Source organism: Paraburkholderia caffeinitolerans, from assembly GCF_902859945.1.
In the GTDB taxonomy this organism is placed as follows: Bacteria; Pseudomonadota; Gammaproteobacteria; order Burkholderiales; family Burkholderiaceae; genus Paraburkholderia; species Paraburkholderia caffeinitolerans.
In genome coordinates this window covers 68,397-81,639 of the sequence record NZ_CADIKL010000007.1, presented here as the reverse complement: position 1 = coordinate 81,639, position 13,243 = coordinate 68,397, and the positions used below count along the sequence as shown (strand labels likewise).

Sequence of the window (13,243 nt, the reverse complement as noted above, 5' to 3'; positions counted from 1 at the left end):
GGCGTGCCTGAATGCGCCGTGGGCGCGCGTGCTGCCGCACGGCGCGGCGGCGATCTTCACGAACGATATCGACGGAGTCTCACACGATGCTGCGCTGGCTGATCGCCATACTGATTCTCGCCAACCTGCTCGCCTTCGGGGCGGTCCGCGGCCTGTTCGGCCCCGCCCCCCTCACGAGCACGAGCGGCAACAAGCAACTGAACCGGCAGATCCACCCGGAAGGCCTCCTGGTGAGGCCGATCAAGCCCTCGGAGTCGGTGGACGTGCCCGTGGTGGGCGGCCCGATGGCCGATCCGGCCGTTAAGGCCTCGGAACTCTCGACGCAGTAATCCGGCCAGGCCCTGCCCGGCTTGGCGCGCGTGCATGGCGCCGCGCGTCGGCCGTTAAAGCCGTTCAACCCTGCTGCGCGCGCACTTTCTGCAGCAGCTTGGTGGTCGAACGGTCGTGCTCGAAGGCAATGGCAAGCGCACGGCCGCCCCAGCCACGCACGAGCGCCGACTCGGGCAGCGCATCCATGTCGTAATCGCCGCCCTTCACGAGAATGTCGGGATGCACGGCCTCGATCAGCTCAACCGGCGTTTGCTCGCCGAATTGCACCACCCAGTCCACGCTCTCCAGCGCCGCCAGCAGCGCCATGCGGTCGTTCTCGTTGTTGATGGGGCGGTCGTCGCCCTTGCCGAGCATGCGCACCGAAGCATCGCTGTTCACGCCGACGATCAGCGTCGCGCCCAGCGCCTTCGCATCGGCGAGATAGGTGACATGCCCGCGATGCAGGATGTCGAAAACGCCATTGGTGAACACCACCGGGCCGGTCAGCGAGGCGCGCCTTTGCGCGAGCGCTTCGCGGGTCGTGATCTTGCGTTCGAAGGATGCGGGCATGGGATTCGAATGGGTCGCTGTTTAGAACGGAAAGGGAAAGCTCGCCGATGAAAAAAACAGCCCGTCACGCGCGAGCGCTCCGGGCTGCCGGGTTCGCCGCGCCACGGCGGGCGGGCGAGACAAACGGTGTTCAGCGGGACACGGACTAGCAGACCATCAGGCCGGCTGCTGCGCGCCCTGTTCGCCCTGCAGGCGCTGCACCACTTCCTTGCGGTAGCGGTTCAGTTCCTGCGCCGTGCTGAACGTGCGCTCGAACAGGATCGACAGGTTGTGCAGGATGCGCTCGACCACCTTCTTTTCCCAGCCGTCGTCGAAGCGGATTTGCTCGTCGAGCCAACGCTCGAGCCATTCCGGATCGGGCAGGCGCGACTGCACGGTGTCGCGCGGGAACAGCGCCTGGTTCACGTGCAGGTTGGTCGGGTGCAGCGGCTTTTCGGTGCGGCGCGCCGAGGCCATCAGCACGCCGATCTTCGCGAACGCCGCGCGCGCGCCGTCGCCGAAGTTGTTGAGCGCCTTCTTCATGTAGCGCAGGTAGGCGCCGCCGTGGCGGGCCTCGTCGCGCGAGATGGTTTCGTAGATCGCCTTGATGACCGGCTCCGTGTGCCATTCGGCTGCACGGCGATACCAGTGATTCAGGCGGATCTCGCCGCAGAAGTGCAGCATGAGCGTTTCGAGCGGCGGCGCCGGATCGAACACGAAGCGCACGGCGTGCAGCTCTTCCTCGGTGGGCACGAGTTCCGGCTTGAAGCGGCGCAGGTACTCCATCAGCACCAGCGAATGCTTCTGCTCCTCGAAGAACCACACGCTCATGAACGCGGAGAAGTCGCTGTCATGATGATTGTCGCGCAGGAACATCTCCGTGGCCGGCAACGCGGACCATTCGGTGATCGCGTTCATCTTGATGGTCTGAGCCTGCTCGTCGGTGAGGAGCGACGCATCGAACTTATCCCATGGAATGTCTTTTTCCATGTCCCAACGGACCGATTCGAGCGATTTGTAAAGTTCCGGATAAAGCATCGTGTTCATAGTCCCGCCCCTGTTCTGCGCATGACGACTTGTATCGTGCTGCCCGCGGCGCGCCGCGCTGGCTTCCTCGCGCGCGCCCACAGGCGAAAGCATTTAATTTTACGCGGTTACCGGCCGCCCGGACGCAATCACACCCCGCTAAACAGATTACTTCCTGTCGAGTGGCAATCTGTAATGCCGGATTGAGCGGCGCCGTGATGGATTCTGGGTAGTTGCACCATGCCTTGAATCCGGCTGCCGGAATTGTCGCGGGATACCGCGCGGCGGGCGGCCCGGCAATCTGCGACAAATTGCCGCATTCGCTACGCCCAACTCACGCCCAACGACGGTCGGAAAAACCTTACACGATGATAGCACGCCGATCTTTCAGTTCCGGCGCGCCTCAGGGTGCCCGTGCACCACGCCGACGGGCGAGTCCGACGGTTGCTTGAGCCATTCCGAAAGAATCTCGCGCTGGGCGAGCGTGTCGCGATAGCCGAGCTCGATCAGTTCCTGGGTAAAAGCGCTCTCGAACAGCAGGTAGCTCGCAAACGCCGCGCCTGACGCGCGATTGCCGCCCACCGCGCCCAGCAGCACGCGCACCGAGAGCGGCAACTGCTTCAAGTGACGCGCCGCAATCAACTCGATGCGCTCGCTCGGCCGGATCGCCAGCACCTCGATGTGCCGCCAGCCGCTTTCCGGATCGACCGTGTGCGGCAAGTGCAGCACCATGCGGTTGACGTGTTCGATGCGCTCGATGTCGGCGTCCAGCGCGTCGAGAAACACGCTCGCGAGCACCTGCTGGCCGATCTGCGCGAGCGTCGGATAGACGTCGATGTCGGGACGCGCGGCCGGCACCTCGGGCGCGCTCGCGTTCGCGCCGATCACGACGATGCGCTCCGCGCCGAAGTGAATGGCAGGCGAAAGCGGCGCGATCTGGCGGATCGAGCCGTCGCCGAAATACTCGTGGTGGCCGTCGAGTTCGAGGCGCACGGCGGGAAACACGTAGGGAATCGCCGCCGAAGCCAGCAGATGCGCTGGCGTGAGCGCGACCATGCGCGCCGTGCGCCGCGCGCGCCGCCACGCGCTGATCGGCTCGCTGGCCTGATAGAAGGTCAGATGCCGCCCCGATGAATAGCTGAGCGCCGTCACGGAAAGCGCGTGCAGGAGGCGCTCGTCGAGCATCTGCTCGATGCGGTGGAAGTTGAGCGTGTCCGCCAGAAAATGCGCGAGCGGGGTGTTGTCGAACAGCGTGCGCGGCGTGCGTCGCGCGGCGAGACCGAAGGTGGCCCAGCCAAACATGAGCGCAGCGAGCCAGCGCGCGCCCGACGCGGCAACGCCGGGCAAGTCGGCGCGATACACCTGAGCGGCGTTCAGCGAGGACCAGATCTCGACGAGACGCTGGGCGCCATGCAGGAAGTGATCGGCGTGGCTGGCGATGGAGGTGGCGTTGATCGCGCCCGCCGAGGTGCCGCAGATCACCGTGAACGGCATCGCGCGCCGCGCCGGCTCGGCCGCTCCGGCGAGTTCCGCGAGCGCGCGCAGCGCGCCGGCCTGGTAGGCCGCGCGTGCGCCGCCGCCCATCATCACGAGCGCAAGCCGCATGATGCCGACGCTCCCCGAGTGCTCCGTCCCGCAGGACGAAATTGCTGTTGACTGCCCTTACCGCGCCCTTACCGCGCCCTCACCCTGCCTTACTCGGGCTGCGCGGGCGGGCGCTTCGCGCCGCGCGCAGTCGTCTTGCCCGCGCTGCCGCCACCACTGCTGCTGCGCTTGGCCGCCGGCTTCGCACGCGGCGCGGCCGCTTCGGCGGCAGCCTGCGCCGCCTCGGCCGCCGCAGCGGGCTGGGCCATCGCGAACTCCGCAAGCTGATTGAACTGCGACTGCAACAGGTTCCACCACGACGAGGCATCGAAGCCCGGCGGCGGCGTTGCCCCATCGGCGTCCGCTGCCTGCGCAGCCTTGGCCGCCTCGGCCGACTCGGCGCCCGGCTGCGGGCGTGCGGCGCGCGGCTCGGGTTCCGGCGCGCTCTGTTCGCTAGACGGTCTCATCTGCGACTGCGCGAACGTACCAAACGCGCGCAGCGTGGACAGCGTCGCGCGCTGCACTTCGAGCGCCTGGATCGCGGACTGCAGCATGCTCAGGTTCAGCTTGAGCCACTGCTCGACGGCGCGCAGGTCGGTGATGCGCTTGTCGAGTTCCTCGATGTTCGTGAGCGGCGTCATCATGTCGGACATCATCGAAAGCGACGGTCCGAGCCCCTGCCCCGCGCCCGGCTCGCTGCCGGGAAAGGCGCTGCCGAAGGGCGTGAGGCGCATCATCCCCCACATGCGGTCGAGCATTTCAGCGGGCGGAAAGCCGGGAAAGCCCGGGAACGGCGGCACGGTGCCTGCGGATTCGGTCATGCGGATTCTCCCTCGCGAGGTTGGCGGCCTTGCGGGCCGGCCAGTGTGAACAGCGACTTGCGGTGCGCGGCAGGTCTTGCCGCGCGCGGCGCAAAGCACGAATAGTCTGCTTCGATCATACCGCGCCGCCACGGTCCCGTTAGAACGGATCGCCACCCGGAAATTCCGGTGCGCGCCGCTCGCGCAGCGACTTCACGCCCTCGTGGACGTCGGGTCCGGCAAAGCCCATGAATTCGAGCGCCAGCGAGGTGTCGAAATTCGGCCCCGCCTGGCGCAGCCAGTTGTTGAGCGCGTACTTGGTCCAGCGCAGCGCGGTTTGCGAACCGTTCGCGAGGCGCTTCGCGACTTCGAACGCCTTGGGCAGAAGGTCGTTCTCGTCCACTGCGAGCGAGACGAGGCCGATGCGCTCGGCCTCCTCGCCGCTCACCGGTTCGCACAGCAGCAGGTAGTACTTCGCCTTCGCCATGCCGCACAACAGCGGCCAGACGATTGCGGCGTGGTCGCCCGCCGCAACGCCGAGGCGCGTGTGCCCGTCGATGATGCGCGCCGACTTCGCCGCGATGGAGATATCGGCGAGCAGGCCCGCCACGAGCCCCGCGCCCACCGCCGGGCCATGCATTGCCGATACGATCGGCTTGCTGCAATTGATCACGTTGTAGACGAGGTCGCGCGCCTCGCGCCAGACACGCGCACGCACGTCGAAATGGGTGGCCATGTCCTCGACGAGCGCGAGGTCGCCGCCCGCCGAAAAGCCCTTGCCCTCGCCGCGGATCACGGCGACGCGCGCGGCGGGATCGCGGTCGACGTCGCGCCAGATTTCGGCTAGCTCGCGATGCATGTTGGCGTCGGCGGTGGCGAGACCACTCTTGTTCGCGCCTTCGCCGCTCATCACGATCTCGACGATGCCGTGCTCGTGCCGCCGCACGCGCAGCGCGTGATAGTTAGCATAAAAAGGATCGTTCATGAGGGGCTCCTGAATTGCTTCGGATTGCATAGTTATACGCGATATCAACGCAACATCAACGCGGCTGGTAGACCCATTTGCCGTCCTGGATCTCGACCATCACGCGTGCACGCGCGTCGAGCCCCAGATGGTCCGTGGCGCTCATGTTGACGATGCCGTTGGTGGTGTGCAGGCCGCGCGTCGACTCGATGGCGTCGCGCAGCGCGTGACGAAACGCCTTCGTGCCCGGCGCCGCCGACTTGAGCGCTACCGGAATCGCGCCGCGGAGCACGAGGCCCGCGTCCCACGCATAGGCGCCGAACGCCGACACCGACCCGGCGCCGTAACGTGCTTCGTAGCGCGAAATATAGTCGAGCGCGAGGCGCCGCGCAGGCTCGTCCTCGGGCAATTGAGAAGCCACCAGCACCGGGCTCGCGGGCAGGAAAGTGCCGTTGCAGTCGGCGCCGCACACGCGCAGGAAGTCGCGGTTGCCTACGCCATGATTGTGATAGATGAGGCCCTTGTAGCCGCGCTCCTTGAGCGCCTTCGGAGGCAGCGCGGCGGGCGTGCCGGCCGCGCCCACCACGACGGCGTCGGGCTTCGCGGCGACGATCTTCAGCGCCTGGCCCGTCACGCTCGGGTCGGTGCGATTGAAGCGCTCGCTCGCGACGAGCTTGATGCCGCGCGCCTGCGCAGCCTTCTCGACTTCGGCATAGAAGGCCTCGCCGAGCGCATCGGCCTGGCCGATGTAGGCGATGGTCTTCACATTGTGTGCGGCCGCGTGCTCAGCGATTGCGCCGGCCATCATCGCGTCGGTCTGCGGGGTCTTGAACATCCAGTGGCGCTTGTCGTCCACGGGCTCGATGATCTTCGCCGACGACGCCAGCGAGATCGTGGGCGTCTCGCTCTGCGCGACCACATCGAGCATCGCGAGCGTGTTCGGCGTGATCGACGAACCGACGATGACGTCCACGTGCTGCTCGTCGATCAGCTTTCTCGTGTCCTGCACGGCCTGGGTGGTGTCGGAGGCGTCGTCGAGCACGATGTACTGGACTTGCTGCCCCCCGATCTGCGTGGGCAGCATGGCCACCGTGTCGCGCTCCGGAATGCCGAGCGAAGCGGCCGGGCCGGTGAGCGAAAGCACGAGGCCGACCTTGACCTGCGCGAGTACGAGCGTGGGGGCGAGCAGGCTGGCGAGCGCCGCGCATGGCGCGGCCAGTCTGAATGCGAGCGAGCCAGCAAAACGACGTAAGCGACGTGGGCGAAGGGGCTTCACGGTGTCTCCGGTGTCTTGGTATATCGGCGTATTCTGGGTACCGCTTCGAGTGGGCCAGTGTAGCCGCCCTCGAAGCCTGCGGAATCAGGCTAAACCCCCGCTTAATCTGCGCTCACCCCTACCAGACAACTCAAGCAGACTCGGCCTCCGGCGCCACCGCCTGATCGATCGCGCCGAAAATCGAGTGGCCCGCTTCGTCGAGCATTTCGATCTTCACGGTGTCGCCGAACTTCATGAATTCGGTGCGGGCTTCGCCATGCTCGATTGTCTCGAGACAGCGCTTTTCAGCGATGCAGCAGTAGCCGCGCTTTGCATCCTTGTTCGAGACCGTGCCCGACCCGACGATCGCCCCGGCGCGCAGATTGCGCGTCTTCGCCGCGTGCGCGATCAACTGGCCGAAGTGGAACACCATGTCGGTGCCCGCGTCGGGCTGGCCGACCTTCTTGCCGTTCCAGTGCACCAGCATCGGCAGATGCACGCGGCCCTCGCGCCAGTGCCCGCCGAGTTCGTCGGGTGTCACCATCACGGGTGCGAACGACGAGGCCGGCTTGCTCTGGAAAAAGCCAAAGCCCTTCGCGAGTTCGGCGGGAATCAGGTTGCGCAGCGAAACGTCGTTCACGAGCCCGACGAGCCGCACCGCCCTGAGCGCGTCCTCGGCGCTCGCGCCCATCTGCACGTCGCCGGTGATGACGGCGACTTCGGCCTCGAAGTCGATGCCCCAGTCTTCCGATGCGCACACGATGTCGTCGGTCGGGCCGATAAAGTCGTCGCTGCCGCCCTGGTACATGAGCGGGTCGGTCCAGAACTCGGGCGGCATTTGCGCGCCACGCGCGCGGCGCACGAGCTCGACGTGATTCACATAGGACGAGCCGTCCGCCCACTGGTAGGCGCGCGGCAGCGGCGCCATGCACTGGCGGGCGTCAAAGCTGAAGACGTTACGCGCGCGGCCATGGTTGAGCGTGTCGTAAAGATCGAGCAGTTGCGGCGCGTAGAAGCGCCAGTCGTCGAGCACGCGCTGCAGCGTGGGCGCGATCGCGTCGGCAATGGCGGCGCTGCGCAGGTCGCGGGAAACGACGATCAACTGACCGTCGCGGGTGCCGTCCTTCAACGTGGCGAGTTTCATGGAGTGGGGCGTGGATGACGATAGAGGAAATGTATTCTACGATGGTGAATCGGCGCGACCCAAGCGGGACCGCGCAGCGCATTCCGAACACCTCGACCAGAACGACTTCATGCCGCCGTCTTCCCGATCCGCCCGCTCCACCAGCACACCGGCCGAGTCTGCCACTCGCGCCGACGACGCCATCGACATCGATGACGCAAACGACGCACAAGACGGCGCCGACACCGGCGAAGAAAAACTGCGCTCGGGCATTCAGTCGATCGAAGTGGGCTTCCGGCTGCTCGAAGTGCTGACCAACGAGCCGCGCGCAATGATGCTGCGCGACCTCGCGCAGCGCGCGGGCATGAGCCCGGCGAAGGCGCATCGGTATCTCGTGAGCTTCATGCGGCTCGGCGTAGTTGCGCAGGATCCGCTCTCGGGCCGCTACGAACTGGGCGGCTTCGCGCTGCAACTCGGGCTCGCACGCCTGGCGCGTGTTGACGGCGTGAAGCTTGCGCGCATCGCGCTCGCCGAACTGCGCGATGCGCTCGACATCACCGTGGGCATCGCGGTATGGGGCAACCAGGGGCCGACGGTCGTGCACTGGATGGAATCGAGCCATCCGGCCAAGGCCTCGCTCAAGCTCGGCGACGTCATGCCCATGCTCGGCTCCGCCACGGGGCTGCTGTTCGCCGCCTACCTGCCGCGCAGCAAGACCGGGCCGATGATCGAGCGCGAACTCGGCGGCGCGCAGCACTACTCATCGGGTTCGACGCCGCGCTCGGCCGAAGCACTCGAGCGCGCGCTCGCCGAAGTGCGCGAACATGGCGCCGCGCGCGTGGAAGGCATGCTGCTGCCGACCATCCACGCGTTTTGTACGCCTGTCTTCGACGCCACGGGCGATCTCGCGCTGGGGCTCATCGCACTCGGCCATGAAGGCGCGTTCGACATTGCCTGGAATGGCGTCGTCGATACTGCGTTGCGCGCGTGCGCGCAGAAGCTCTCGTACGAATTGGGGTACAGCCCCGTTGAACGCTGAGGGAGCCCGGCGGTCGAGGCTTTCTGCAGCCAACGCACGTGCCGTGTCACAGTAAGGGGCTTGCAGTCATCGCTTTCTCTACGCGCTAGCGCTCTCCGTCCACCTTCAGTCCAATTTGAGCCCGATGTCCACGTCCACCGCAAACCGCCAGCTCGATCGCCCAGCGCCGCGTCGCTCACGCGCGTGGCGCTGGGTGGCCGTGTTCGTGGCGGTGAGCGTGCTGCACTGGGGCGCGATGCAATGGTTCGAGCGCCATCACGGCGCGCCGCCCCCGCTCGCACCGGCGCGCGTTCCCGTGCAGGTGACGCTGCTCAAGACCGAGCGCATCGAGCAGCAGGCGCGGCCCGCCGCGCCCGCCCCGGTACAACCGAAGCCTGCGGCGCCCGTGCGCCCGAAGCGCGCGACGAGCCCGCCGCACACGCTGCATGCCATCACGCCGCCCGCGCCGCATCCCGAAACGGCCGCCGCGCCTGAAGCGCCGCAAGCCGGCCCTGACACGGAGAGCGCATCGGCAAGCACCGCGAACAGCGCAAGCGGCGCAACCGCCGCGTCCGGCAACGGCAACAATCCCGCTGCCCAGACGGATCAGGCCTCACATGGCCTGAAGTTCTCGGTGCCGCCTTCAGGCGAGCTTCAATACGACACGTTCTTTAACGGCGCGCGCAACCAGCCGGGCACGATCCACTGGAAGAGCGACGGCAAACGCTACGAGATCGTGGTGGCAGTACCGCTGCCCTTCGTCGGCACGTTCAGCTGGACGAGCCGCGGCCATGTTGATGCGTTCGGCCTCGCGCCCGAGCAGTACATCGAAAAGCGCGGCAGCCGCCCCGAAAACTTCACGATCTTCAATCGCGAAGAAAAGCAGATCGTTTTTACGCGCACGCCGAATTCGCTCGCGCTGCCCGACGGCGCGCAGGACCGCTTCAGCATGGTGATGCAGCTCGCGAGTCTCGTGCGCGGCGACCCCGACGCCTACAAGCCCGGCGTCACGCGCGAGTTCTATGTGGCCGACAACAACAGCGGCGAAACCTGGCCCATCGCCACCATCGGCGACGAAACGGTGAGCACCGACCACGGCATGGTCACGGCGCGCCACTTCATGCGGCTGCCTCGCCGCGAGGGCGACAAGCGCCGCATCGACGTGTGGCTTGCGCCCGCGCTCGGCTGGCTGCCGGTACGGCTCGTGCAGACCGAACCGAACGGCACGCAGATCGAGCTGCTGTGGCGCGGGGCGCTCAGCGTGCCGCCGGCGAACGAGGCGGCGAACGGCACGGCAAGCGGCACGTCGAGCGCAACCGCGGACGATGCGAAGCCGGACACGCCAGCCAGCGCCGCAACCTCTCCGGTGGTGACGGATGAAGCCGCGCCGGCCACCACCAACGGCGGTACACCGGGCGCTGCATCACCGTCCGCCGCGCCCGCGTTCGCGGCGCCGGCGGAAGCGCAACCGATGCAGCCCGCAGCGCAGCCGGCCGTGCAAGACACGACGCCGTTGCCCCCCGCCGACGCGCCCATGCACCCCTGAGCGCCCTGCCACACACAAACGCATAACAAAGTCGCCGATACGCGACGATGCCGGCCGTTCTACCTACACGTTTGCGCGAAATGGCGCATACTGAAAATCATCGAAGCGCCCATGGCGGCACGCTATGGGTGGCAAATGCGGGTGGCAAATACGGGCGGTAAAGAACGACTAGACGAATCCACTGAGGAAAAGCTTCGAACCCATCCGCTGACGCGCCCGCCACGAGACACAACGAGACAGCGCGCGCAGCCGGACAGCAGCACATGACGATGCAACATGATAAGCGCCATGAACGCCACCGCGCCCGCGCACACCTTTCGTACGCAGCGTTCGCGACGCGGAAACGACGTTCACGCAGGGACTCGCAATCGGCTGGACTCCCGACCTCAAGGTCAAGGAGGAACGCATGCAAGCGACTGTCAACGGCATCGATACGCGCTACGTCTTCGAAGACCGCAGCGGTGGCCCCGCATTGACGTTCATTCATCAGCTCGGCGGCGACCTCACCGTATGGGACACCCTCGCGGGTCATTTCCGGCATCGCTATAGCGTGCTGCGCTACGACGTGCGCGGCCATGGCGCAAGTGCCGTTTCGCGCGAGACGTTCGGCTTTCGCGAACTCGCTGACGACCTCGCTGCACTGCTCGACGCCCAAGGCATTGAGAAGACGCATCTCGTCGGCATGTCGATGGGCGGCATGATCGCGCAACAGTTCGCGCTCGACCATACGACACCCGACACCGCGTCAGACGCACAAACGGTCGCGCATTCGCGTGCGCGTTCGCTAACGCTCTGCGATACCGCGAGCCGCACCGCGCCCGAAGCACGTCCGACATGGGACGAACGCGCCGCGCTGGTTCGCCGCGAAGGTCTAACGGCGCTCGCCGACACGACGATGGCGCGCTGGCTGACCGCCGGCTTCCGTCTCACGCATCGCGATACAGCCGCGCAAATATGTGAAGTTTTATTACGCACGCCTGCCGAAGGTTATGCGCGCGCGTGTGAAGCGCTGCGCGATTTCGACGTTCACGAACGACTCGCGCAGTTGCGCGTGCCCACGCTGGTCGTGGCGGGACGCCACGACACGGGCACGCCACCCGCATTGACTGAAGCCATGGCGCAAGCCATACCCGATGCGCGCTTCGAATTGCTTGATGCCGCACATCTGGCCCCTGTAGAGGAATGTCACAGTTTCGCGGCCCTGCTCGAAACGTTTCTTGGGCAGCATGTCTAAATGATGCGCCGGGTTTGTTGCACCCTGAGAAAGGAGAAAAAGGCGGAAATAGGGAGGGCAATCGGATAAAGAGGTGATGTGGGACCCACCCCTTGAATTCCCGAACGAACGCTCCATGTATCAATGCAAGCAGTGAGGGAGCACAGGAAAAAGGAGTGTCGCCATGCAAATGATCTACAACAGTCCCAACTATTGCGTTGTTGAGTTTCCCCCGCAGGATGGCCATATCGCCATGTGCTCGGGAGGCTATGAGATCGTCGACAAAAATGCGCGGCGTGAAATTTTTATCGACGGCGCAATGGCCGCGCGTTTTCGCGAAGACGTGCAAAAGCTGATGGACGAAGAGCAGTCGCTCGACGAGGTAGACGAATTCCTCGGACAGTTCGACAGCCTCATGCAACAACCGGTCGTGCTTCACTGACGCTGCGCGCTTGGCGTCGCGGTTCCAGTGCTCACGCTCGCAGTAAGGCCCGCAGTACGACTTGTAGTGAAACCCGCAGTTGCACCTGCACTCAAACAAACGGCGCCCACACACACGCAATATCCTGGCAATCCATAGCGCCCTCACCGCAATACAGGCACCCCCCCCCCGCTCAGGGAACCCCGCCCGGCCGCAAGCCGCGCGGGGTTTTCATTTTTCGGGCCGCCCAGGTGGTGCGCCAGCGAGGCACCCCCGCTACCGTTACAATGATGGGTTTCCCAGTCCAGTCGGCGCTTTTGCCCGCCCGCCATCCATGAACCAGCCTGCCGAACACGCTTCGCGCCCCGCCGGGGCCGCCCCGGGCGCTACCCCGTACACACGCGGCGCCGCGCTGCCCGCGCTGCTTGCTTCGCGCATCCTGATCCTCGACGGCGCGATGGGCACGATGATCCAGCGCTACAAGCTCGACGAAGCCGCCTACCGTGGCCAGCGCTTCGCCGACTATTCGCGCGATATCAAGGGCAATAACGAACTGCTCTCGCTCACGCAGCCGCACGTCATCAGCGAGATTCACGAGCAGTATCTCGCCGCGGGCGCGGACATCATCGAGACCAACACCTTCGGCGCGACCACCGTGGCGCAGGACGACTACGGCATGGGCGAACTCGCCGTCGAGATGAATCTCGAATCGGCGAAGCTCGCGCGCGCCGCGTGCGAGAAGTACTCGACGCCCGACAAGCCGCGCTTCGTTGCGGGCGCCATCGGACCGACGCCGAAGACCGCGAGCATCTCGCCCGACGTGAACGACCCGGGCGCGCGCAACGTCACGTTCGAAGAGTTGCGCCGCGCGTATTACGACCAGGCCAAGGCGCTGATGGACGGCGGCTGCGACCTGTTCCTCGTCGAGACCATCTTCGACACGCTCAACGCCAAGGCCGCGCTGTTCGCGCTCGACCAGCTGTTCGAAGACACGGGCGAGAATCTGCCCATCATGATCTCGGGCACTGTCACCGACGCCTCGGGCCGCATTCTCTCGGGCCAGACCGTCGAGGCGTTCTGGAATTCGCTGCGCCACGCGAAGCCGCTCACGTTCGGCCTGAACTGCGCGCTGGGCGCCGCGCTCATGCGCCCGTACATCGCCGAGCTCGCAAAGCTGTGCGATACCTACGTGTCGTGCTATCCGAACGCGGGCCTGCCCAATCCGATGAGCGACACCGGCTTCGACGAAACGCCGGCCGATACCTCGGCGCTGCTGAAGGAATTCGCAGCGGCTGGCCTCGTGAACGTGGCGGGCGGCTGCTGCGGCACGACGCCCGAACACATCGCCGCAATCGCGAAGGCGCTTGCTGAGATCAAGCCGCGCCGCTGGCCCGGTCAATATCGCGACGCCGCATAACGAAGCGCCCACGCGCCG

The 13,243-nt window shown here is 66.1% G+C and carries 13 protein-coding genes; 6 read left to right on the top strand and 7 right to left on the bottom strand.

Translation table 11 applies throughout. From position 1 onward, the window contains the following. The first annotated feature begins 86 nt into the window (after nucleotides 1-86). The gene (locus HV773_RS09020; protein ID WP_129561028.1) at nucleotides 87-329 is read left to right on the top strand and encodes a hypothetical protein; all 243 of its coding nucleotides are present in this window, start codon (nucleotides 87-89) and stop codon (nucleotides 327-329) included. A gap of 64 nt (nucleotides 330-393) precedes the next feature. Here HV773_RS09020 and rfaE2 read toward each other — a convergent pair whose 3' ends face one another. The 7 genes from rfaE2 to HV773_RS08985 all read right to left on the bottom strand — a co-directional run bounded on the left by rfaE2 (nucleotide 394) and on the right by HV773_RS08985 (nucleotide 7,631). After that, a complete protein-coding gene (gene rfaE2, locus HV773_RS09015; protein ID WP_129561027.1) occupies nucleotides 394-879 on the bottom strand; it encodes a D-glycero-beta-D-manno-heptose 1-phosphate adenylyltransferase in 486 nt (161 codons plus the stop codon). A gap of 156 nt (nucleotides 880-1,035) precedes the next feature. Continuing rightward, nucleotides 1,036-1,896 (bottom strand): ferritin family protein, encoded by an 861-nt coding sequence (locus tag HV773_RS09010; RefSeq protein WP_174220075.1) that lies wholly within the window; start codon nucleotides 1,894-1,896, stop codon nucleotides 1,036-1,038. A gap of 375 nt (nucleotides 1,897-2,271) precedes the next feature. Continuing rightward, a complete protein-coding gene (locus HV773_RS09005) occupies nucleotides 2,272-3,489 on the bottom strand; it encodes a patatin-like phospholipase family protein (RefSeq protein ID WP_129561025.1) in 1,218 nt (405 codons plus the stop codon). A gap of 89 nt (nucleotides 3,490-3,578) precedes the next feature. Then, nucleotides 3,579-4,289 carry a PhaM family polyhydroxyalkanoate granule multifunctional regulatory protein gene (locus HV773_RS09000; RefSeq protein WP_129561024.1) on the bottom strand — a complete coding sequence of 237 codons (711 nt, stop codon included), beginning with the start codon at nucleotides 4,287-4,289 and terminating at the stop codon, nucleotides 3,579-3,581. Between the two features lie 139 nt (nucleotides 4,290-4,428). Beyond that, nucleotides 4,429-5,253, bottom strand: coding sequence for an enoyl-CoA hydratase/isomerase family protein (locus HV773_RS08995; protein WP_129561023.1), 825 nt, complete (start codon nucleotides 5,251-5,253; stop codon nucleotides 4,429-4,431). 55 nt (nucleotides 5,254-5,308) lie between these two features. Continuing rightward, nucleotides 5,309-6,508, bottom strand: a complete 1,200-nt coding sequence (locus HV773_RS08990) for an ABC transporter substrate-binding protein (RefSeq protein ID WP_129561022.1) — start codon at nucleotides 6,506-6,508, stop codon at nucleotides 5,309-5,311. A gap of 130 nt (nucleotides 6,509-6,638) precedes the next feature. Beyond that, on the bottom strand, nucleotides 6,639-7,631 hold the full coding sequence (locus HV773_RS08985) for a fumarylacetoacetate hydrolase family protein (RefSeq protein ID WP_129561021.1): 993 nt from the start codon (nucleotides 7,629-7,631) through the stop codon (nucleotides 6,639-6,641). A 109-nt stretch (nucleotides 7,632-7,740) separates the two neighbouring features. On the opposite strand from HV773_RS08985, the gene HV773_RS08980 reads away from it, so the two are divergent. From HV773_RS08980 to HV773_RS08960, 5 genes are all read left to right on the top strand, one after another. Beyond that, on the top strand, nucleotides 7,741-8,649 hold the full coding sequence (locus HV773_RS08980) for an IclR family transcriptional regulator (RefSeq protein WP_129561020.1): 909 nt from the start codon (nucleotides 7,741-7,743) through the stop codon (nucleotides 8,647-8,649). A 124-nt stretch (nucleotides 8,650-8,773) separates the two neighbouring features. Further along, entirely contained in the window at nucleotides 8,774-10,174 is a 1,401-nt protein-coding gene (locus tag HV773_RS08975) for a DUF3108 domain-containing protein (RefSeq protein WP_129561019.1), read from the top strand. Nucleotides 10,175-10,580: 406 nt separating this feature from the next. Beyond that, on the top strand, nucleotides 10,581-11,408 hold the full coding sequence (locus tag HV773_RS08970) for an alpha/beta fold hydrolase (RefSeq protein ID WP_129561018.1): 828 nt from the start codon (nucleotides 10,581-10,583) through the stop codon (nucleotides 11,406-11,408). A 163-nt stretch (nucleotides 11,409-11,571) separates the two neighbouring features. Next, nucleotides 11,572-11,829 (top strand): BTH_I0359 family protein, encoded by a 258-nt coding sequence (locus HV773_RS08965; protein ID WP_035523642.1) that lies wholly within the window; start codon nucleotides 11,572-11,574, stop codon nucleotides 11,827-11,829. A 313-nt stretch (nucleotides 11,830-12,142) separates the two neighbouring features. Beyond that, a complete protein-coding gene (locus tag HV773_RS08960; protein WP_129561017.1) occupies nucleotides 12,143-13,225 on the top strand; it encodes a homocysteine S-methyltransferase family protein in 1,083 nt (360 codons plus the stop codon). Nucleotides 13,226-13,243 lie beyond the last annotated feature (18 nt).

Bases quoted from the DNA above. Each gene is read 5' to 3' on its own strand.
- HV773_RS08975 (WP_129561019.1), top strand. From the start codon at position 8,774: ATGTCCACGTCCACCGCAAACCGCCAGCTCGATCGCCCAGCGCCGCGT.
- HV773_RS09020 (WP_129561028.1), top strand. From the start codon at position 87: ATGCTGCGCTGGCTGATCGCCATACTGATTCTCGCCAACCTGCTCGCC.
- HV773_RS08965 (WP_035523642.1), top strand. From the start codon at position 11,572: ATGCAAATGATCTACAACAGTCCCAACTATTGCGTTGTTGAGTTTCCC.
- HV773_RS09005 (WP_129561025.1), bottom strand. From the start codon at position 3,489: ATGCGGCTTGCGCTCGTGATGATGGGCGGCGGCGCACGCGCGGCCTAC.
- HV773_RS08995 (WP_129561023.1), bottom strand. From the start codon at position 5,253: ATGAACGATCCTTTTTATGCTAACTATCACGCGCTGCGCGTGCGGCGG.
- HV773_RS09010 (WP_174220075.1), bottom strand. From the start codon at position 1,896: ATGCTTTATCCGGAACTTTACAAATCGCTCGAATCGGTCCGTTGGGAC.
- HV773_RS08970 (WP_129561018.1), top strand. From the start codon at position 10,581: ATGCAAGCGACTGTCAACGGCATCGATACGCGCTACGTCTTCGAAGAC.
- rfaE2 (WP_129561027.1), bottom strand. From the start codon at position 879: ATGCCCGCATCCTTCGAACGCAAGATCACGACCCGCGAAGCGCTCGCG.
- HV773_RS08980 (WP_129561020.1), top strand. From the start codon at position 7,741: ATGCCGCCGTCTTCCCGATCCGCCCGCTCCACCAGCACACCGGCCGAG.
- HV773_RS08960 (WP_129561017.1), top strand. From the start codon at position 12,143: ATGAACCAGCCTGCCGAACACGCTTCGCGCCCCGCCGGGGCCGCCCCG.
- HV773_RS09000 (WP_129561024.1), bottom strand. From the start codon at position 4,289: ATGACCGAATCCGCAGGCACCGTGCCGCCGTTCCCGGGCTTTCCCGGC.
- HV773_RS08985 (WP_129561021.1), bottom strand. From the start codon at position 7,631: ATGAAACTCGCCACGTTGAAGGACGGCACCCGCGACGGTCAGTTGATC.